This is a genomic window from Halomonas faecis (assembly GCF_010993975.1).
GTDB classification, from domain to species: domain Bacteria; phylum Pseudomonadota; class Gammaproteobacteria; order Pseudomonadales; family Halomonadaceae; genus Halomonas; species Halomonas faecis.
In genome coordinates this window covers 448482-467179 of the sequence record NZ_JAACZO010000011.1, presented here as the reverse complement: position 1 = coordinate 467179, position 18698 = coordinate 448482, and the positions used below count along the sequence as shown (strand labels likewise).

The following is an 18698-nucleotide window of genomic DNA, read 5'->3' as shown; positions in this document are numbered from 1 at the left end:
CAGTGCCGGCAAACCCACCGTTTTCATGATCAACAGGAGTCCTCATGCATTTCACCAACCTCTGTCGTGGGTCGTTGCTGGTGGCCTTGGCAGTGCCCGCGATCGGTGTCCCGGTCCAGGCTCAGCAGGATGTGCTGACGGAAGAACAGGGTTTCGAGGAGATCAGTTGCCTGGTGGAGCCGGGCCGTCAGGCGACGCTGTCGAGCCACACCCCGGGGGTGATCGATGAGATTCTGGTCGAGCCCGGTGAGCGTGTGGAAGCCGGCGATCGTCTCTTCGCCCTGAAGCGCGACGTGGAACGCGCCAATCTCCAGCTGGAACGCGCTCGAGTCGATTACGCGTCGCGTCAGTTGCAACGCAATCAGCGCCTGATCGAGCGTGGCATGCTCAGCGACAGCGAGCGCGACGAGATCGATACCGAGTTGAGGCTGGCCAGGCTTCAGGCCGATCTCGCCTCGGCACGTCTCGACGACATGGTGGCCGAAGCGCCTTTCTCGGGAATGATCGCCCGCCAGCAGGCCGAAGAGGGCGAGTATATCGATGCCACTCCGGTGCTGGATATCGTCCAGCTCGACCCTTTGCGGGTCGAGGCCATTCTTCGGCTGGAAGCCTACGGGCGTATTGCGGTCGGCGACGAGCTCGAGGTCGCGCTGCTGGAACCGGTCAACGAAACCGTGACGGCTGAAGTGGATAACGTCGATGGGGTGATCGACCCTACCAGCGGCACCTTTGCCGTCGAGATGGTTTTTGCCAATCCGCACGGCGAGTGGCCGGCGGGTATCAACTGCCGGCTACCCTGAGGGGCTTTCCTCGTCGTCATCCTGTGAGATGCGCTGGGTGGCCAGCCAATCGTCAAGGGCCCGGGCCGGCATTGCCAGGCTGTAGTATTCACCCTGCACGCGGGGCAGCGACAGTGCTTCGATGGCGAGGGCGCTTTCCAGGGTATCGACGTGAGTCGCAGCCGGCTCGATATCCAGTGCCTCGAGCAAGCGGCCCAGCGCTGCAGCCAGGGGGCGTTGCACTTCGTGTGCCAGGCTGGCGCGAAAGCGAGCCCGATGCAGTGGCAAGCGCGACAGGCGGGTCAGGTCGAAGGCGCCTTCCCCCAGGTCGTCCACCGTCAGCCGCACGCCGAGAGCGACCAGCCGTTTGAGCAGGTGTGCAGCGTCCTCGATCTCCTGTCCCAGGCACTGGCTGGGAATCGCCAGCGTTAGCCATGCCAAGGGCGCGGGATCGTGTTGACGCAGAAAACGATCGAGGGGGCGACCGTCGAAGGTGTTGTGGGCGAGATGGCTTTCCGATATCGGCAGGGTGATAGGCAGCTCGCCGAGCGGTGAAGCGCTGGCTTGCCAGCGATGATGATCGGTGATCGTCTGCAACAATGCCCAGCGATCGAGCCGAACGCCCAGGCCGAGTCGGTTGGCGGCATCGCGGAAAGCCTCCGGCGAGCGCCAGCCATGGCGTGGCTGGTGCCAGTGGAGTCTGGCCTCCAGGCCGATACAGTCCCCGCTTCGCGGGTCGAACTCGGGTTGATAGTACACGGCGAAATGACGCTCGGGAGCGTGCGCCGCCTCGCTGAGCTGACACTCCAGACGCAGTTTTTCCTTGAGCTGGGTAGTCAGGCGATGGTCTACGAAGGCCAGGCGTCCGGGGCCCTTCTGGCGGGCGGTGAGCATGGCGCCCCGGGCTCCGTTGATCAGGCCTTCTTCGTCCTCGGCATCGAAGGGAAAGAGGGCGATGCCGATGGAAACGGTCAGCAGCAGCTGGCCGTTTTCCACGGCGAATGGTGGCTCGAGCGCTTCCTGCAGGCGTTCGGCGACGACCTGCGCCGCTTCGGCGGAGCCGTCGAGGATCATCACGAACTCGTCGCCGCCCAGGCGGGCCAGCGTGTCCCGGTTGCGCAGCGCGCCCTGCATGCGTCGGGCCAGGTCTCCCAGCAGCCGATCTCCTTCGATATGCCCGACGGCATCGTTCACGGCCTTGAAGCGATCGACATCGATGAACAGCAGTGCCAAGCCATGACTGGAGCGTTCGGCGTGGGCCAGGGCATGGCTGAGCCGGTCGCGTAGCAGCAGCCAGTTGGGCAAGCCCGTCATGGGGTCGACGTGCACCCAATGGTGGGTGCTTGGCCTGTCGCCGTCGCTGGTGATCAGGTTGACGAAGGTGCGCAGGAAAAGCGCTGCCTGGTCATCGCGGGTGGGCAGGGCGTCCACCGTCATGAGGATCGGGTGCGATTCACCATCGGCACGCCGGCACAGCACTTCCTGCTGCCAGGCGCGTGGCATGGCATCGGCCAGGCCCATGGGCATCGGCGTGCGCAAGGAGACGAAGAAGTGCTCGATGGGCCAGCCGGCGGTTTCTCGGCGCTCGCAGCCGGCAATTCGACAGAACGCCTCATTGGCCAGCACGATGTGGCCCGTGGCATCGGTGATCACCATGCCGTTGTGGCTCTGGTCGAACGCATGCTGTATCAATCGGGCGGGATGCCCGGCCAGCGAGCGAATGCGTTCGTGGTGATGGTGATGGCTCATCGTGGGGGTATCGCTTCACAGTGGGCGGGTCGCGCGGCTGTCGGCCAGGCAATCATTGAATAGTCTATCGTCCGCTATGCCCGCGACTTGAGGGGAGAGTCTCGAAAGCGTTGTGATGCCGTGCTGAATTCAAGTTGCATGGCGACTTGCCGATACCGAAATATTGGATCACCGTGTGAGCCGCAAGTTTCGCCCCTCATCGCGACGTCCGCGTGGATGTCGCCCGGCAGAGAGGACTCGGGTTGTCAGCGCCGATTCGTTTCATCACATTGAGCCGAGCAGTTAGCTCCTTGCAGGGACGCTTGCTGCTCGGGCTGGCGGCTACCTGGCTGGTGATCGTCGGGCTGCTGCTGGCGCTGGCCTGGCTGTTCGGCAAGGATCTCGTCAATGAGACCAACCTCTCCCATTTGCGCTACGAAGCGCGACTGATGGCCGAGGGGCTGAACGATGACGTGACGCAGCGCAAGGATGCGCTGTCGCGACTCGCCGAACGATTGGGCGATGCGCCACCCGAGGAGCTGGCCAAGAGACTTCAGAATGGCCAGGCCCTGCTGGCCTGGTTCGAGGGCATCATGGTGACCGACCGTGACGGTACGGTGGTCGCCGACTGGCCGGTCGTAGAGGGGCGCGTCGGTCTTGAAACGCGGAGTACCGAATACTTTCCCATGGTTCGCCATACCCGGTTCCCCTATGTCAGCGAGCCATTCGTGGGCCGGGCCAGCGGTGAGTCGATGGTGCTGATGCTGGTGCCGCGGCGGGGGGAGGACGGCGAGTTTCTGGGCGTGGTCGGGGGGATGGTCAATCTCGAGCGCAGCGGTCTGTTCCGAGGTCTCGAGGCCATTCGACTGGGGGAAGGCAGCAACGTGGGTGTCTTCACGGCCTCGGGCAAGCGGTTGTTTCCCGCATCGGCCAGTGAATCGGCGCAGGGGGCGGTCGAGTGGCAGGCCTCACCGCAGTTGGAGATGGCGCTCGATGGATGGCAGGGAGAGGTCGTCGTGGAGCGCTCTGGGGCAGCGTCGGCCCTGGTGGCATTCCGCCAGATCTGGCCGGCAAACTGGGTGGTGGGCATGGCTTTGCCGGATTCTCAGGTCTATGCGCCGCTGGGCGATTTCCTGCGCAAGCTGTGGTGGGCTTGGTTGGGTGTAGCGTTACTGCTGCTGGCCAGCATTGGCTGGTTGGTGAGACGGCTGCTGGCCCCGCTGCATCGCCTGGAAGCGCAGATCGCCCAGGTCGGGGCCGGCCAGCGTCGCTACCTCGAACTGGCCACGCAGATGGACGAGCTGCGCCAGATCGCCGATGCCTTCAACCGCCTGGAGCGGGAACGCCTCACCGCACTGACCGATCTGCGCGATCGCGAAGCTTTCCTGGATGCCGTGCTGGCATCTTCGCCGGTGGGAGTGTTCGTTGCCGATCTCGATGGCTACCTGAATTACATGAATCCTGCGTTGCGAGCCCTACTCGGGCTGAGCGAGACTCCACGGGCCAGCGACTGGTGGGAGCGCATTCACCCCGACGATCGCGCCGGTACTCAGGATTTGTGGCGGCATACCCTGCACACGGGCAGCGATTTCATTCGCCAACTGCGTTACCTCGATGACCGTGAAGGCACTCTGTGGCTCGAAGTGCACGCCTCCCAGGTGCGCGGCAATGACCAGCCTCTGGGATTCGTCGGCATGGTCAAGGACATTACCGAGCGGCGCCAGCAGGAGGCGTTGCAGCGCTGGGAGGCCGAGCATGACCCCTTGACCGGGCTGCTCAATCGGCGCGGTTTCGAGCGACGCCTGGAAGAAGCGCTGGCGGAATGTACCAAGACCGGCACTCCCTCGGTGCTGATCCTGTTCGATCTCGACCATTTCAAGCCGATCAATGACGAGGGTGGCCACGCGCTGGGTGACGAGATGCTGCGGCGAATTGCTCAGGTGGTGGCCTGGGAGGTTCGACGCAGCGACCATGTGGCCCGCCAGGGCGGCGATGAATTCGCCGTGTTGTTGCCGAGCTGTACGCTGAAGCAGGCGTCGACTATTGCCGCGTCTCTGCGCCAGGCGGTCTCGGAAGTGGAGGTCAGTCAAGAGGGCAAAGCGTATCGCGTCACCCTGAGTGTCGGGCTTGCCGCCCTGCATGAGCGGGATGCCGGCATCGAGGCGATTCAGTCGCGTGCCGATGACGCCTGCTATCGGGCCAAGGCGCAGGGCCGCAATACCGTGGTGGTCAGCGAACCGGAAGGGAAGGGTACGGCTGCTGGGGAGCCGGGAAACGATGCGCTGTTCCAGTGAGGTACGGCAAGGCCTCGAAGCCTGTCGAGCTGGACCGATCATGGCGAGAAATACGGAGTTGGCAGTAGATCGGCGTTGAGTCCGCCAGTCGGTTAGACCGAGGTGTTGAGTCGCCCCGACTGCGCTCCCACCTGTCCGCTGGCACCATACAGGGTTTTCTCGGCGGCATCGTGAATGAAGTCGAGCAGCCGCTGATTTTGACTCATGCGCAGCTGGATCAGCTGGCCGTTCGTGCCGTTCAGGCGCTCGGCTTCGCGGGTGCGTTCCAGTGTCTGTTCCCAGGCAGCCAGACAGTTGGCATCCTCGGCCGCATCGCGGGCGCCTGTGATGCCCGCAGCATAGCCCAGTCGCGTCTGTATGCGTTGGCGCAGCGTCTCCGTGGCTTCGAGTTCTTCCAGACGCGCCCGTTTCAGTTGGGCGATGTCGGCCAGGGTCTGACCGTCGATCTCGGCGTCGGCCAGCAGGTGCCGCTCCCGCTCGAGCAGTTCGATCAGAGTTTCCAGGCGGTGTTGCTGCTCCTGCAGCAGCTTGGCCAGGCTCGTGCTCATTCGTTGCCTTCGTTGCCGGTCGTCTGTTGCAGAGTCTCGATCAGCGCGTCGGCGATGCGGTCGGCGCGGATTTCCAGGCGGCCCTCGCGGATGGCCTCACGGATCTCATCGACGCGAGCGGCATCGATATCGTGCGAGGTGTCCGTTGCTGCCTGGCGCAAGTGCGTCTGTGCGGCAGGGCCGGCATCGCTGTGGCTGGTGCGTTCGGCGCCCCTGGCTGGCTGCGACTCTTCTCGTGGCGCCGTCGACGCTGGGCGAGCCAAGGGATTCTGACTGTTGATCTTCACGGTATGGGCCTCGTGACCGGTGCTTTTCCCTGCTATCGGCCTTGGCGATCGAAACTTTAGAGCAACCCGAGCGATTCGTCGCCCAAGCAGCCCATCAGGCTCCCAGCGTAGTCCCTATCGTCTCTAGAAGTCCACGCTCAGCGTGGCGTCGCCGCTCACCACGGCGGTGAGCGTCTCCCGCGAGCCGAATCGCACGCGGACCTCGTCTCCCATCGCGCCGGGCTCGAGGGCGCGGCCTTCGCGCGATACCCGAAAGGCGTCGCCGCGTGCTTCGACGGTGACGCGCTGGTTGCGTTCGACCAGTGGGCGTTCGCGCACCTGGTGTTCTTGCAGGGCTTCCCCGGCGCGCAGCGGACGTGTCGCCAGCTTGCCGACCAGGGCGTCCGCTTCGAGTATGGCGCGTTGCGGTAGTTCGGCGAGATTGCCGTTACGCGTTTCGAGGTGCTCGGCGCGTAGCGTGGTTCCCGCCTCGATGTCGGTCGCCAGCACGGGATAGGCGCCGATGACGCCAATCTCTGCCTGCAAGTAGCGAACCTGGCGGCCGTCCTCGCCGCAGCGAACGCCTACCGACACGCGGCCCATCACGGTCTCGCCGCTGCGCGGCAGGAAAGGCTCCGGGGCTTCGCAGGCCGGGAGGCGGGCGGAGGGGGGGTGAACCTCCACCATGATTTCATCGCCCAGGGCTTGGGCCTCAGCGTAGAGAAATCCCTGTACCGCCTCGATCAGCCGGTCATCTTCGGCCAACAGCGTGGTGGGCAGCAGCCACAGTGCAAGAAGCGGAATGAGGCGATGGAGCGCGAAACGCGACATGGGGCGGCCCGGAGAGGAGTGAGTGTACCTGAAGCGCATTCTAGCCGGGATGCGAATGGCAAATCAGCGGAAATGCCTCTGGAATCGACGTCTGTTCATGCCATTGATGTGACGCCAGCCTGGCTATTCTGCACCCTCAGAAAGTTGCGTATTCGTTCTCGACCGATGCGAACACAGGGAGCGCCGGCATGATCGACCAGCTCGAAGCCGCCTTTAACTATCATCAGCAAGCCTTGGGCCTGCGCCAGGATCGCCATAAGGTGCTGGCCAGCAACATAGCCAATGCCGATACGCCGAACTACAAGGCGCGCGACATGGACTTCGCTGGCGAGCTCAAGAAGGCGGTGGCGCAGGGCGAGCGCAATGCCGGCAGCCTGTCGCTGGCGCGCACCTCGGCGCGCCATCTCGAGGGCCAGGGCATGCCCCCCGCCAATCGCGATTTGCTCTATCGGGTGCCCGACCAACCGAGCCTTGACGGCAATACCGTCGACATGGATCGCGAGCGCACCGCCTTCGCCGACAACGCCGTTCGTTATCAGGCGGCGTTGACGCTCATGAATCGTCGCATCCAAGGGCTGAAGGGTGCCATGCAGCCCGAGTGATCGGGTGGGTGGACCGCGTAGCCGACCATGACAGAGAGTGCCGCCATGACGATGTTTTCCGTTTTCGATATCTCCGGCTCGGCCATGAGCGCCCAGTCGCAGCGCATGAACGTGACCGCCAGCAACCTCGCCAATGCCGATAGCGTTGCCGGCCCCGATGGCGAGGCGTATCGCGCCAAGCAGGTGCTTTTCGAGTCGCGCCTGCAGAGCCGTCAGGGCATCGGTGGCGTAGGGGTTCGCGAGGTCGTCGACGACCCTTCGCCCATGCGCCAGGAGTATCGTCCCGAACATCCTCTGGCCAATGACGAAGGCTATGTGACGATGCCCAACGTCGAGCCGGTTCACGAGATGGTCAACATGATTTCCGCATCGCGCTCCTACCAGGCCAACGTCGAGGTCATGAATACCAGCAAACAGATGATGATGAAGACACTCACGCTCGGGGAGGGCTGATTGCCATGTCCACGACCATCGATTCCGGCGTGCTCAATGCCTTGAACGCAGGCAGTGGAACGGGTTCGAACAGTAGCGGCCTGGGTGCCAGCGGGTCGGGCGACCTGCGCGACAATTTCATGACCCTGCTGATCACCCAACTTCAGAACCAGGATCCGCTCAACCCTCTCGAGAATAACGAGATGACCTCCCAGTTGGCCCAGATCAACACCGTCAGCGGCATCGAGGATCTCAACGAGACGTTGGCGGGCATCACCAGCCAGCTGGATGAGAACCGCGCGCTTCAGGCTTCCGGTCTGATCGGCCAGGGCGTGATGGTGCCCGGCGATCGCGTACTGCTCGAGAAGGGTGACGACGGCTCTCTGCACACCACGCCCTTTGGCATCGAGCTGGGTCAGAACGCCGAGAACGTGCGCGTGACCATCACTGGCAGTGACGGCCAGGTAGTCAACCGCTATGACATCGGCTCGGTCAGCGCCGGCGTCGAATCCTTCTCCTGGGACGGCAAGACCAGCGAAGGTGCCGACGCCGCCTCCGGTGCCTACACCGTCAAGGTCGAGGCGACCCGCGGCGACGACACCCTCGATTCCGAAACCCTCAACTACGCCGTCGTCGGTGGCGTCACGCCGACCGACGACGATGGCGGTGTGCGGCTCGACCTGGGCGCCGTCTATGGCCAGGTGAGCCTCGATCAAGTCAAGCAGATTCTTTGATACGTACCCCATACCCATAGAACCGCGCAAGCGGCACCCGTCAGCCGGTAGGCAGAGGAACGAAAAATGAGCTTTTCCCAAGCATTGAGCGGTCTGAATGCCCAGAAAGACAAGCTGGGAGCGATCGGCAACAACATCTCCAACTCCCAGACGGTGGGCTTCAAGGGCTCCAACGTCCAATTCGCCGACGTGTTCGCCAACTCGCGGATCGGCCTGGGTACCCAGGTCTCCTCGGTGCTGCAGAACTTCAACGAAGGCAACGTGGAGTCCACCAACCGCAACCTCGACCTGGCCGTCTCCGGACAGGGCTTCTTCCGCTACCAGGGCGAAGGCGGTGAGGTGCTCTATTCGCGCAACGGCCAGCTCTCCATGACCGCCGAAGGCGATCTGATCAACGCCCAGGGCGCCCAGATCATGGGTTATGGGCTCAACGCGGCCGGGGAAGTGCAGGCCGGCGGTCAGCCCGAGCCGCTCAACGTCTCGGCGGAAGAGCTGGCGGCCAGCGCCACGACCGATGCGTCGATGACTCTCAATCTGGATTCCCGCGAGCAGCCTGGCGATGAGTTGAGTAGCTCCACGGCTCTAACGGATATGGCGGATCCCACGTCCGAAGAAACCATCGATTACCACTATTCGAACAACTTCTCCGTCTACGATTCGCTCGGCAATGCACGCAACGTCACCGTCTATTATGAAAAAGTGGATGCCAATCGGTGGAATGCCAAAGTGACCATGGATGGTCATTACGATGACGCCAACGATTTCAGCGTCGAGTTCAATAGCAATGGTTCTATCGACCAAGTGTACGATGATCTCGACGGTGCCGATGGCACCGGGACGCCGATCGCGGTCGAAGACCTGACGATCGATGTTGCCAGCGACGACTCGACCCCGCTCGGCGGCGAGCCGAATGCTCTGGGGTTTACCCTCAACCTCGCCGGTTCTTCCCAGTTCGGTAACACCTCCAATACCGGTGACCTGAACCAGAACGGCTACACCTCCGGCACCATGGTGGGCATCTCCATCGAGGACGACGGCACCATCATGCGCAACTACTCCAACGAGGAGTCGCGTCCGGCCGGGCAGATCGCGCTGGTCAACTTCCGCAACGAGGAGGGCCTGGTGCCGGCCGGCGACAATGCCTGGACGGCCAGCGCCGAGTCCGGCCCCGAGCTGGTCGGCGAGCCGGGGACCGGGGTGTTCGGCAACGTGGTGTCCGGCGCGGTCGAGACGTCCAACGTGGACATGGCCCGCGAGCTGGTCGACATGATCGTGGCCCAGCGCGCCTATCAGGCCAACTCCCAGACCATCCAGACCCAGGACGAGCTCCTGCAGACCGCCATCAACCTGCGTTAAGCCCACGCTGAGACGGAGCCCGAGCCATGGATCGCATTCTCTATACTGCCATGAGCGGTGCCAAGCAGAGCATGGACCAGCAGGCGGTGGTCAGCCACAACCTCTCCAACGTCTCTACGGCGGGGTTTCGCGCACAGCTGCATGCCATGCGCGCGGTGCCCGTACAGGGCGAGGCGGCACACGCCACCCGAACGTCGGTGGCGGCCAGCACGCCGGGTACCGACTATTCCCAGGGGCCCATCACGCGCACCGGCCGTGACCTGGACGTGGCCCCGGAAGGCAATGGCTGGTTGTCGGTGCAGGCCGATGATGGCACCGAGGCCTACACGCGCCGTGGCGATTTGCAGGTCGATGGCGATGGAGTGGTGATGATCAACGGCCGTCCGGTGATCGGCGCGAATGGACCGATCATCGTGCCGCTGGGCTCCAGTGTGTCGGTGGGCGCCGATGGCACGCTTAGCGCCATTGGCGCCGGCGAAGACCCGAACGCTCTGGTCGACGTGGGCCGCCTCAAGCTCGTCACGCCCGACGAGGGGCTGGTGCGCGGCGACGACGGCCTGTTCCGGGCGCCGCCCAATGCCGAAGGCGACGTCGCCCCGCTTCCAGCCGACGAGGAGGCCCGCGTGGCCAGCGGCTCGTTGGAGGGCAGCAACGTCAGTGCCGTTGAGGCGATGGTCTCCATGCTCGACGTCGCCCGTCGCTACGAGATGCAGATGAAGGTGGTCAGCACCGCCGATGAGAACGCCCAGCGCGCCAACGGGCTGTTGTCAGTCCAGGGCTGATGAGCCCCATGCAAGAGGAACCGAACACATGATCAAGTCACTCTGGACTGCCAAGACCGGCCTGGAATCCCAGCAGGTCAAACTCGACGTCATCTCCAACAACCTGGCCAACGTCAGCACCAACGGGTTCAAGCGCTCGCGCGCCGTTTTCGAGGATCTGTTGTACCAGAACCTGCGTCAGCCGGGTGCCCAGAACGACGTGCAGAACCGTTTGCCTTCCGGCATGCAGGTCGGCACCGGCGTACGCCCGGTGGCCACCGAGCGTCTGCACACCCAGGGCGGGCTGGAGAACACCGGCAATTCCCGCGACCTGGCCATCAGCGGCAATGGCTTCTTCCAGGTGCTGATGCCGGACGGCTCCACCGCCTATACGCGCGATGGCAGCTTCCAGCTCAACGAGAACGGCCAGATGGTCAACGCCAACGGCTATCCGCTGGAGCCGGCCATCATCATTCCCGAAAATGCCCTTTCCATTTCGGTGGGCGAAGATGGCGTGGTGTCCGTCCGCCAGCCGGGCGATAACCAGAGCCAGGAAGTCGGGCAGATCACCGTTTCCACCTTCGTCAACCCGACCGGGCTCGAGAGCATCGGCGGCAACCTCTACGTCGAGACGACATCGTCGGGTCCGCGCAACGAGACCATGCCGGGCATGAATGGCGCGGGGCGGCTGTCTCAACGTTACGTGGAAACCTCCAACGTCAACGTGGTGGAGGAGATGGTCAGCATGATCCAGACCCAGCGTGCCTACGAAATCAACAGCAAGGCAGTGCAGACCAGCGACGAGATGCTGGCCCGCCTGGCACAGCTGTAAGGCCCTAGCCTGGAGAATGGTGTGAAATCTCAGTGGTTTCCTGCGTTGCGTCGCCTGATCATCGTTGGTTTGGCGCTTGGCGTGCTCGTCCTGGCCGGTTGTGCCCAGATTCCGCGCGCTTCCATCGTTGGCGAGCAGGAGAAGCTGGCCATGGCCGAGCCGCCGCCCCGCAAGGCCAACGGGTCGATCTACCAGCCCCAGCGCGGCTACCAGCCGCTGTTCGAGGATCGGCGCCCGCGGCAGATCGGCGACATTCTTACCATCGTGCTCGACGAAGAGGTCAGCGCCAGCAAGAACTCGCGCTCGAATGCGGATCGCAACGGCTCCGCCTCGCTGGAGCTCGATCAGCTACCCGATGCCCTTGATACGCTGGCGGAATATGGGTTCGATGTGTCGGGAACGAGCGACTTCAGCGGTGGCGGTGGCTCGCAGGCCAACAACACCTTCACGGGTACGATCACCGTGTCGGTGCTCGAGGTGATGCACAACGGCAACCTGCGCGTGCGGGGCGAGAAGCAGATCGCCATCAATCAGGGGGTCGAGTTCATTCGCTTCTCGGGTGTGGTCAATCCGCGCGCCATCACCGGGCAGAATACGGTGCCCTCCACCAGCGTGGCCGATGCGCGCATCGAGTACGTGGGTGACGGCTACATCAGTGAAGCCCAGCACATGGGCTGGCTGCAGCGTTTCTTCCTCAACGTGTCACCGTTCTGATGGTTTCAGGCTACCGAGGCAACCCCATGACGACTTCCTTCACTCTTGCTGGACGCCCCGAGCGGCTGCGTCGCTGGCTGATGAGGTTCGCCGTGCTGCTGCTGGTCGGCTCGGTAGCCTTGCCGGCCAGTGCCGAGCGCATCCGCGAACTCGCCAGCTTCGCCGGGGTGCGCGACAACGTGCTGGTCGGCTATGGCCTGGTGGTCGGTCTCGACGGTAGCGGCGACCAGACCATGCAGGCGCCTTTCACCGGGCAGAGTCTGACCAACATGCTTTCCCAACTGGGCATTACCGTGCCGGAAGGCACCAACATGCAACTGCGCAATGTGGCGGCCGTGATGGTGACCGCGGATCTGCCGCCCTTCGCGCAACCGGGCCAGCGACTCGATGTGAACGTGTCGTCGGTCGGCAATGCGCGCAGCTTGCGTGGCGGGACGCTGTTGATGACGCCGCTCAAGGGGGCCGATGGCGATACTTACGCCATTGCCCAGGGGAATCTGTTGGTGGCCGGTGCCGGTGCCGAAGCGGCGGGCAGCAGCGTGCAGGTCAACCAGCAGGCCGGCGGGCGCATCGCCGGCGGTGCGATGGTCGAGCAAGAGGTCCCGGTGAACCTGGGCGGTGACAATGGACTGCTCGAACTCCAGCTCGACGAGGCCGATTTCGGCACCGCCCAGCGCGTGGTCAGCGCCATCAACCAGGAGTTCGGCCGTCCCGTGGCAGCAGCCCGCAACGGTGGGGTCATTGCGCTGGATGGCCCGCTGAATGCCAACTCACGCGTCAATTTCATGGCCCGGGTCGAGCAGATCGACGTGACGCCGACGGATGCGCCCGCCAAGGTGGTATTCAATTCACGGACGGGGTCGGTAGTACTGAACAGCCGTGTCACGCTGCGTCGCGCGGCGGTCGCCCACGGCAACCTGTCCATCATCATCGACACCCAGTACGGGGTCAGTCAGCCGGCGCCGTTGGGTGAGGGCGAAACCGTGGTCGTTCCGGATGCCGATATCCAGATCCAGGAGCAGGATGCCTACCTGCGCGTCGTGGAAGGTGCGGAACTCACCGAGGTCGTCAATGCGCTCAATGCGCTGGGGGCCACGCCGCAGGATCTGATGGCCATTCTCGAGGCGCTCAAGGCGTCGGGTTCCCTGCGGGCCGAGCTGGAGATCATCTGATGAGCATTCAGAACACCAGCGGCCAGTTCGCCCTCGACATGCAGGGGCTGCAGCGTCTCAAGCACACGGCGAAGCAGGATGCCGGGGCCGGACTGCAGGAGGCCGCCAAGCAGTTCGAGGCGATGTTCCTGCAGATGATGGTCAAGAGCATGCGTGATGCGGTGCCCTCTTCGGAGCTGACGTCCAGCAAGCAGACCGAGTTCTATCAGTCGATGCTCGATCAGCAGTGGGCGCAGACGATGTCGGAGCGTGGCGTGGGGCTCGCCGATCATCTGGTCGAACAGCTTCAGTCGCGTGGGCTGGTGCCTCCCTCTCGTGCCGAGGGCGATCCGGCCGGCGTCGACGCGCTCGTTGCCGGCATACCTCGCGGCACGCCCCGTGTGTTGGAAAACGCCATTCAGCCCGATTCGTCGACGTTGCAAGACAAGGGCGATGCGAGCCCATCCGCAGTCGACGATTCGCCATCGCACTTCCTGGATGCCCTGGATGTTCAGCGCAGTGGATTCCTGCATGCCGTCCAGACCGAACCGGCGGCCTCGGAGTCGATGCCGGCAGCTTCGGCTACCGCTGAGACTACCGACCCGGTACGACGTTTCACCGAGCGCCTCGTCGAGCCGGCCCAGGCAGCCAGTCGGCGTACTGGCGTGCCGGCCGAGCTGATTCTGGCCCAGGCTGCGCTGGAAACCGGCTGGGGGCGTCACGAGATTCCCACTGCCAGCGGCGGCAATAGCCACAACCTGTTCGGCATCAAGGCCGGAACGAGCTGGAACGGCGAGACCACCGAGATCACCACCCACGAGTATGTCGACGGTCGGCGTACGCGAGTGACGGACGCCTTCCGGGTCTACGACTCCTTCGAAGAGGCATTTACCGACTACGCCGGGCTGATCGGTGACAATCCGCGCTATGCTTCCGTGACTCAGGCCGGCAGTGCCGAGCAGGCGGCGCGCGCGCTGCAGTCCAGCGGTTATGCCACGGACCCAGCTTACGCAGACAAGCTGGTCGCCATCATGGGGCAGCTGCGTGATGCGACGGGCACCACCCTTGCCGACGCCGGTACCGGCAACGATATGAGCCTGGCCCAGTCGCTGTATCGCGGTACGCCGTAGAGCCCTTCATGGGCGCTTTTTAGGATGTTTTTTCGTTGGCTGGCCTAAAGTTGCTGCTATCGACGCCGATACCAGGGACATTGGCAAAGGAATCGAGACCATGAGCATGTTCTCCATCGGCTTGAGCGGCCTCAACGCCGCTCAGAATGCCCTGAACACGACCAGCAACAACATCAGCAACGTCAATACTCCCGGCTACAACCGTGAGCTGACGATTCTCGAGCAGCAGGGCCGCGGTGGCGGTGGCGTCAACGTCAACGACATTCAGCGCCAGTTCAACCAGTACGTGGCGTCACAGCTCAATGCCGCCACCAGCCAATCGAGTGCGCTGGAGACCTACGAGAACCAAGTCGGCCAGATCGACAATCTGCTCGCCGACCGAGACGCCGGCCTGGCCCCCTTGATGCAGGATTTCTTCTCGTCCCTCGAGGATCTGGCCAGCGCGCCTTCCGATCCCGCCTCGCGGCAGGGCGTGCTCGGCAGTGCCGATACGCTGAGTGCTCAGTTCCGTTCCTTCGACGGCTACCTGCAGGACATGCAGGAAGGCATCAACGGTCAGATCGAGGACGAAGTCACTCAGATCAACAACACCACCGAGCAGATCGCCGGACTCAACCGCGAGATCGCCCTGGCTCGGGCGCGTCAGGGCGAGGCGCCGAACAGTCTGCTGAATCAGCGGGACCAGCTGGTCAACGAACTCAGCGAGCGCATGGACGTGCGGCTCAACATTCAGGATGGCAAGAGCTACAACATCAGCTTGCCCAACGGTCAGCCGCTGGTTTCCGGCACCGACAGCAAGCCGCTGGAAACTCTGGACTCCCCGAGCGATCCGCAGCGCACCATCCTGGGATACCGCGATTCCGGCGGCACGTTGCAGCCCCTGTCAGAGGGAACCGTCTCCGGCGGCAGCCTCGGCGGCCTGATGACCTTCCGCAGCGAAACCCTGGACAAGACCCAGAACCAGATCGGGCAGATGGCCGTCTCCATGGCCGTTGGCTTCAACGAGCAGCACCGCCTGGGTCAGGATCTCGACGGCGAGCAGGGCGCGGATTTCTTCACTATCGGCCAGCCCCGTGCCTATACCGACGAAAGAAACACGGGCACCGCCGAAGTGACTGCAACCGCTTTCGATGCACCGAATATCGATGAGCTGCGTGCCAGCGACTACGAGATTCGCGTGACCGGGAATAACCCCACCGATGCCACCGGTTTCACGGTCATCCGCAAGGACAACGGCGAAGCGCTGGATCTCGATCCAGAGGCTTTCGACGCGGCCAGCAACACGCTGAGCTTCGGCGGTATGACGCTGACCTTCAACGACAGCACGGCGCTGGAGGAGGGCAACCGTTTCGAGGTGCAGCCCGTGCGTCAGGCCGCGGCGGACATGGAAACGCGCATCGCCGATCTCGACAAGATCGCGGCGGGTAGCCTGTTGGCGACCGACGGCGACATGGCCGTATCGGGTCTGGGAGCCGAAGCCGGCGCGCTCGGCGGTGGCGATGCCTACGAGATGTCGTTGGACGATGCCGGACAACTCGTCTTTGGCGACAGCGGCGATTTCACTCGGCCGACCGAGATACTCGTCAACGGCGAGACGCGGAACGTGGATGCCACCACCGGCGTCGTCGATGGTGCTCCCATTGCCGCCGGAGACGATCTGGAGGTCGACGGCGTGCGCTTGACCATCGACGAGCTGCCCGAAGCCGGCGAAACCCAAGGGCTGGAGCTTGGCCGCAACTCGGCCGGTTCCGGCGACAACACCAACGCCTTGGCCATGCAGGATCTGCAGGATGAAGCGCTGGTCGCGGGCAACGCTTCGCTGAGTCAGGCATATGCCGGCATGGTAAGCGACGTGGGTAATCGCACCAACATCGTTCAGGTCAATCTGGACGCCAGGCAGGGGTTGACCGATCAGCTGCGGGCGGTTCAGCAGTCGGAGTCCGGCGTCAACCTCGACGAGGAGGCGGCCAACCTGATTCGCTACCAGCAGTTCTATCAAGCCAACGCCCGCGTCATCGATACCGCCTCCACGGTGTTCGATACCATCCTCGGTCTGCGCAACTGAGTCTGAAAGGGAGTCATTACCATGCGAGTCAGCAGCGTCACCATGTACGAGCAGAGCGTTGCGTCCATGAATCGCCAGCAGAGCGACTTCCTCAAGGTCGGTCAGCAGATCGCCAGCGGTCGTCGGGTGGTCAACCCCTCCGACGATCCTCAGGATGCATCGCGGGCGGTGGGGGTGTCGCAGGCTATGGCGATCACTGAGCAGTTCGCCGATTCCCGGGTGTCGGCGCGCAATTCCCTGGCTCAGGGCGAAAGCGTGCTCAACAGCGTCAGCGATGCCATCACCAGCGCCAAGTCGCTGCTGATTCAGGCGTCCAGCGATACGCTCAGCGATGCCGACCGCGAGTCGGTGGCGTCCGAGCTGCGGGGAATCTACGAAACCGTGATCGGCCAGGCCAATGCCACCGACGGCAACGGTCGCTATCTGTTCGGCGGCTATCAGGACAGCAGCCCACCCTTCGTTCAGGATGACGCTGCTGGCGGTATCGTTTACACCGGGGACAGCAACGATCGCGAGCAGCGCATCGATGCCTCGCGCAAGATGCCCGTCTCCAACAATGGCGACGCGATATTTCGCAGCGTGCCCAGCGGTGCCACCCATGTTGCCGAAGCCGATGGCGGCAATACGGGTAATGTGACCTTCAACAAGCTGCAGGTCGTCGATGCCGACGAACTGGTGGCGGGGGAGGCCTACACCATCAGCTTCGACGATAGCACCGACCCGGCGACCTATACCGTGCAGGACAGCAGCGGCACGGCTCTGACGAATCATGACGGGGAAGACTATACGCCGGGAATGGCGATCAGCTTCGATGGGCTGCGCGTCAACCTGGACGGCGAGCCGGGTAACGGGGACGAGATCCGCGTGGGTGCAGCCGATCAGATGAACACCAACCTGTTTCGAACCTTCGAGCGTGCACTGTCGGTACTGGAAAGCCCGGCCACTACCGATGCGGAGGTCGCCGAACTGAAGAATAGCCTGAGCACGTCGATGCGCGAGCTCGATAACAGCCTCGATAACGTGCTCACCGTGCGCGCTTCCATGGGCGCGCGACTGAACGAGCTGGATGTGGTCGATTCGGTCGGTAGCAATCGTACGCTCAACTACGAGCAGACGCTCTCCGATCTCGTCGACCTCGACTATAGCGAAGCCATTTCCGAGTACAGCTTGCGCCATGTCGGTCTCCAGGCGGCCCAGAGGGCCTTCGTGGATATCAAAGGCATGTCCTTGTTCGACTTCCTGTAACACCTTCAAGACATCGTTTCCCTGCCGGCCATGGCGTTGCGTCATGGCCTTTTGCGCCGCCCCGGCCTGCCAGGGCGGTTTTTTCGTTCTGGGCTCAGTCGTCGTTAACCACTTTCTCAGGTGATTGGGGGCAGGGGGGCCAGACTCTCGATCAACTGGTGCATGAAGGCCAGGCCGTTGCTGAACAGGCGTTCCAGGAAACTGGCGAGATCCGTCATCAGCACCATCATCAATACCAGGCCGGCAAGCAGCGTCATGGGAAAGCCGATGGTGAATATCGTGAGCTGCGGTGCCGAGCGGTTGAGAATGCCCAGTGCCAGTTTGATGATCATGAGGGACCCCATCAGGGGTAGCGCCATCGACATGCCAGTGACGAAGATGGTGCCACCGTAGCGCACCAGAAGCTCATAGGCGGCGGGGTCGAAGCGGCCGATGCCAATCGGCAGCCCTTCGAAGCTGGCAACCAGGGTCTCGAGTACCATCAGGTGACCGTTCATGGCCAGAAACATCAACAGCGTGATCATGTAGAAGATGCGTGATAGTACCGCTGAGTTGGTGCCGCTGCCGGAATCGAAGAACGTCGCGAAGGCGAGCCCCATCTGCATGCCGATGAACTCGCCAGCGGCTTGCACCACAGCGAAGGTGACCCGCATCACCAGCCCCATGGCGATGCCGATGATCAACTGCTCGATCATCAGGCCGAAGCTGGCCCAGGAAACCATCGGGACGTCGGGCATGGGGGGGAGAACGGGAACGATCACCACGGTGATCATGAAGGCCAGGCCCAACTTGGTCTGTCGGGGAACGCTGGAATGGCCCCACAGCGGAGAAGCTCCGAAGAAGGCGAGAATGCGCACGAAGGGCCAGAAGAAGGCAACGAGCCAGCCCTGAAGCTGTGCGAAGGTCACCTCTACCATGGGCGGATCACTGCAGCATGCTGGGGATGCTGGTGAAGAGTTCCCGCGTGAAGTCGGTGATGATCTGCAGCAGCCAAGGGCCGCTCAAGACCAGCACTACGCATACCGCCAGAATCTTGGGGATGAAAGAGAGCGTCATCTCGTTGATCTGGGTGGCCGCCTGGAACAGGCTGACCGTCAAGCCCGTCAGCAGGGCCGTGAGCAACAACGGTCCGCCGAGAAAGAGTGCCGTGCGCATGCCTTGGTAGGCGATTCCCATGACCATTTCGGGGGTCATCGAATTGACTCCTTTCCGCCGACTGGGCGGAGGGGA

The 18698-nt window shown here is 63.4% G+C and carries 19 protein-coding genes; 13 read left to right on the top strand and 6 right to left on the bottom strand.

Going from position 1 to position 18698, the window contains the following annotated elements; all coding sequences use genetic code 11:
* The first annotated feature begins 44 nt into the window (after positions 1-44).
* Positions 45-800 carry an efflux RND transporter periplasmic adaptor subunit gene (locus GFD32_RS07630; protein ID WP_163575948.1) on the top strand — a complete coding sequence of 252 codons (756 nt, stop codon included), beginning with the start codon at positions 45-47 and terminating at the stop codon, positions 798-800.
* On the opposite strand, the gene GFD32_RS07625 is transcribed toward GFD32_RS07630, so the two are convergent.
* Positions 792-2528 (bottom strand): GGDEF and EAL domain-containing protein, encoded by a 1737-nt coding sequence (locus tag GFD32_RS07625; protein WP_163575947.1) that lies wholly within the window; start codon positions 2526-2528, stop codon positions 792-794. The two genes, GFD32_RS07630 and GFD32_RS07625, sit on opposite strands and share 9 nt — an antisense overlap.
* Positions 2529-2818: 290 nt before the next feature.
* Between GFD32_RS07625 and GFD32_RS07620 the strand changes: the two genes are divergently transcribed.
* Complete coding sequence (locus tag GFD32_RS07620; RefSeq protein WP_240455570.1) at positions 2819-4801, top strand: diguanylate cyclase; 1983 nt, start codon at positions 2819-2821, stop codon at positions 4799-4801.
* A 92-nt stretch (positions 4802-4893) separates the two neighbouring features.
* Here GFD32_RS07620 and GFD32_RS07615 read toward each other — a convergent pair whose 3' ends face one another.
* The 3 genes from GFD32_RS07615 to flgA all read right to left on the bottom strand — a co-directional run bounded on the left by GFD32_RS07615 (position 4894) and on the right by flgA (position 6446).
* Complete coding sequence (locus tag GFD32_RS07615; protein ID WP_163575946.1) at positions 4894-5349, bottom strand: flagella synthesis protein FlgN; 456 nt, start codon at positions 5347-5349, stop codon at positions 4894-4896.
* Positions 5346-5636 carry a flagellar biosynthesis anti-sigma factor FlgM gene (gene flgM / locus GFD32_RS07610; protein WP_089684418.1) on the bottom strand — a complete coding sequence of 97 codons (291 nt, stop codon included), beginning with the start codon at positions 5634-5636 and terminating at the stop codon, positions 5346-5348. The genes GFD32_RS07615 and flgM overlap by 4 nt, the downstream gene beginning before the upstream one ends.
* A gap of 123 nt (positions 5637-5759) precedes the next feature.
* Positions 5760-6446 carry a flagellar basal body P-ring formation chaperone FlgA gene (flgA, locus tag GFD32_RS07605; RefSeq protein ID WP_163575945.1) on the bottom strand — a complete coding sequence of 229 codons (687 nt, stop codon included), beginning with the start codon at positions 6444-6446 and terminating at the stop codon, positions 5760-5762.
* A gap of 188 nt (positions 6447-6634) precedes the next feature.
* Between flgA and flgB the strand changes: the two genes are divergently transcribed.
* From flgB to flgL, 11 genes are all read left to right on the top strand, one after another.
* Positions 6635-7048, top strand: coding sequence for a flagellar basal body rod protein FlgB (gene flgB / locus GFD32_RS07600; protein WP_163575944.1), 414 nt, complete (start codon positions 6635-6637; stop codon positions 7046-7048).
* Positions 7049-7093: 45 nt separating this feature from the next.
* On the top strand, positions 7094-7501 hold the full coding sequence (gene flgC, locus GFD32_RS07595; RefSeq protein ID WP_163575943.1) for a flagellar basal body rod protein FlgC: 408 nt from the start codon (positions 7094-7096) through the stop codon (positions 7499-7501).
* A gap of 5 nt (positions 7502-7506) precedes the next feature.
* On the top strand, positions 7507-8214 hold the full coding sequence (gene flgD, locus GFD32_RS07590; protein WP_163575942.1) for a flagellar hook assembly protein FlgD: 708 nt from the start codon (positions 7507-7509) through the stop codon (positions 8212-8214).
* A gap of 66 nt (positions 8215-8280) precedes the next feature.
* Positions 8281-9570, top strand: a complete 1290-nt coding sequence (flgE, locus tag GFD32_RS07585) for a flagellar hook protein FlgE (protein WP_163575941.1) — start codon at positions 8281-8283, stop codon at positions 9568-9570.
* Positions 9571-9596: 26 nt separating this feature from the next.
* Positions 9597-10352 (top strand): flagellar basal body rod protein FlgF, encoded by a 756-nt coding sequence (locus tag GFD32_RS07580; protein WP_163575940.1) that lies wholly within the window; start codon positions 9597-9599, stop codon positions 10350-10352.
* Positions 10353-10380: 28 nt separating this feature from the next.
* Positions 10381-11163, top strand: coding sequence for a flagellar basal-body rod protein FlgG (gene flgG, locus GFD32_RS07575; protein ID WP_163575939.1), 783 nt, complete (start codon positions 10381-10383; stop codon positions 11161-11163).
* Between the two features lie 21 nt (positions 11164-11184).
* Positions 11185-11877, top strand: coding sequence for a flagellar basal body L-ring protein FlgH (locus tag GFD32_RS07570; RefSeq protein WP_163575938.1), 693 nt, complete (start codon positions 11185-11187; stop codon positions 11875-11877).
* Positions 11878-11957: 80 nt separating this feature from the next.
* The gene (locus GFD32_RS07565) at positions 11958-13049 is read left to right on the top strand and encodes a flagellar basal body P-ring protein FlgI (RefSeq protein WP_276208796.1); all 1092 of its coding nucleotides are present in this window, start codon (positions 11958-11960) and stop codon (positions 13047-13049) included.
* Entirely contained in the window at positions 13049-14158 is a 1110-nt protein-coding gene (gene flgJ, locus GFD32_RS07560; protein WP_163575936.1) for a flagellar assembly peptidoglycan hydrolase FlgJ, read from the top strand. Before GFD32_RS07565 ends, flgJ begins: the two co-directional genes overlap by 1 nt.
* Positions 14159-14258: 100 nt before the next feature.
* Positions 14259-16223, top strand: a complete 1965-nt coding sequence (flgK, locus tag GFD32_RS07555) for a flagellar hook-associated protein FlgK (protein WP_163575935.1) — start codon at positions 14259-14261, stop codon at positions 16221-16223.
* 21 nt (positions 16224-16244) lie between these two features.
* Complete coding sequence (gene flgL / locus GFD32_RS07550) at positions 16245-17468, top strand: flagellar hook-associated protein FlgL (protein ID WP_163575934.1); 1224 nt, start codon at positions 16245-16247, stop codon at positions 17466-17468.
* Between the two features lie 116 nt (positions 17469-17584).
* On the opposite strand, the gene fliR is transcribed toward flgL, so the two are convergent.
* A complete protein-coding gene (gene fliR, locus GFD32_RS07545) occupies positions 17585-18385 on the bottom strand; it encodes a flagellar biosynthetic protein FliR (RefSeq protein ID WP_163575933.1) in 801 nt (266 codons plus the stop codon).
* 7 nt (positions 18386-18392) lie between these two features.
* The gene (gene fliQ, locus GFD32_RS07540) at positions 18393-18662 is read right to left on the bottom strand and encodes a flagellar biosynthesis protein FliQ (protein ID WP_163575932.1); all 270 of its coding nucleotides are present in this window, start codon (positions 18660-18662) and stop codon (positions 18393-18395) included.
* Positions 18663-18698 lie beyond the last annotated feature (36 nt).

Excerpts from the sequence above, each read along its gene's own strand:
- flgD (WP_163575942.1), top strand. The coding sequence starts at position 7,507 with ATGTCCACGACCATCGATTCCGGCGTGCTCAATGCCTTGAACGCAGGC.
- GFD32_RS07625 (WP_163575947.1), bottom strand. The coding sequence starts at position 2,528 with ATGAGCCATCACCATCACCACGAACGCATTCGCTCGCTGGCCGGGCAT.
- flgL (WP_163575934.1), top strand. The coding sequence starts at position 16,245 with ATGCGAGTCAGCAGCGTCACCATGTACGAGCAGAGCGTTGCGTCCATG.
- GFD32_RS07615 (WP_163575946.1), bottom strand. The coding sequence starts at position 5,349 with ATGAGCACGAGCCTGGCCAAGCTGCTGCAGGAGCAGCAACACCGCCTG.
- GFD32_RS07630 (WP_163575948.1), top strand. The coding sequence starts at position 45 with ATGCATTTCACCAACCTCTGTCGTGGGTCGTTGCTGGTGGCCTTGGCA.
- flgG (WP_163575939.1), top strand. The coding sequence starts at position 10,381 with ATGATCAAGTCACTCTGGACTGCCAAGACCGGCCTGGAATCCCAGCAG.
- flgE (WP_163575941.1), top strand. The coding sequence starts at position 8,281 with ATGAGCTTTTCCCAAGCATTGAGCGGTCTGAATGCCCAGAAAGACAAG.
- flgA (WP_163575945.1), bottom strand. The coding sequence starts at position 6,446 with ATGTCGCGTTTCGCGCTCCATCGCCTCATTCCGCTTCTTGCACTGTGG.
- fliQ (WP_163575932.1), bottom strand. The coding sequence starts at position 18,662 with ATGACCCCCGAAATGGTCATGGGAATCGCCTACCAAGGCATGCGCACG.
- flgB (WP_163575944.1), top strand. The coding sequence starts at position 6,635 with ATGATCGACCAGCTCGAAGCCGCCTTTAACTATCATCAGCAAGCCTTG.
- GFD32_RS07580 (WP_163575940.1), top strand. The coding sequence starts at position 9,597 with ATGGATCGCATTCTCTATACTGCCATGAGCGGTGCCAAGCAGAGCATG.
- GFD32_RS07565 (WP_276208796.1), top strand. The coding sequence starts at position 11,958 with ATGAGGTTCGCCGTGCTGCTGCTGGTCGGCTCGGTAGCCTTGCCGGCC.
- fliR (WP_163575933.1), bottom strand. The coding sequence starts at position 18,385 with ATGGTAGAGGTGACCTTCGCACAGCTTCAGGGCTGGCTCGTTGCCTTC.
- flgJ (WP_163575936.1), top strand. The coding sequence starts at position 13,049 with ATGAGCATTCAGAACACCAGCGGCCAGTTCGCCCTCGACATGCAGGGG.
- flgK (WP_163575935.1), top strand. The coding sequence starts at position 14,259 with ATGAGCATGTTCTCCATCGGCTTGAGCGGCCTCAACGCCGCTCAGAAT.
- flgC (WP_163575943.1), top strand. The coding sequence starts at position 7,094 with ATGACGATGTTTTCCGTTTTCGATATCTCCGGCTCGGCCATGAGCGCC.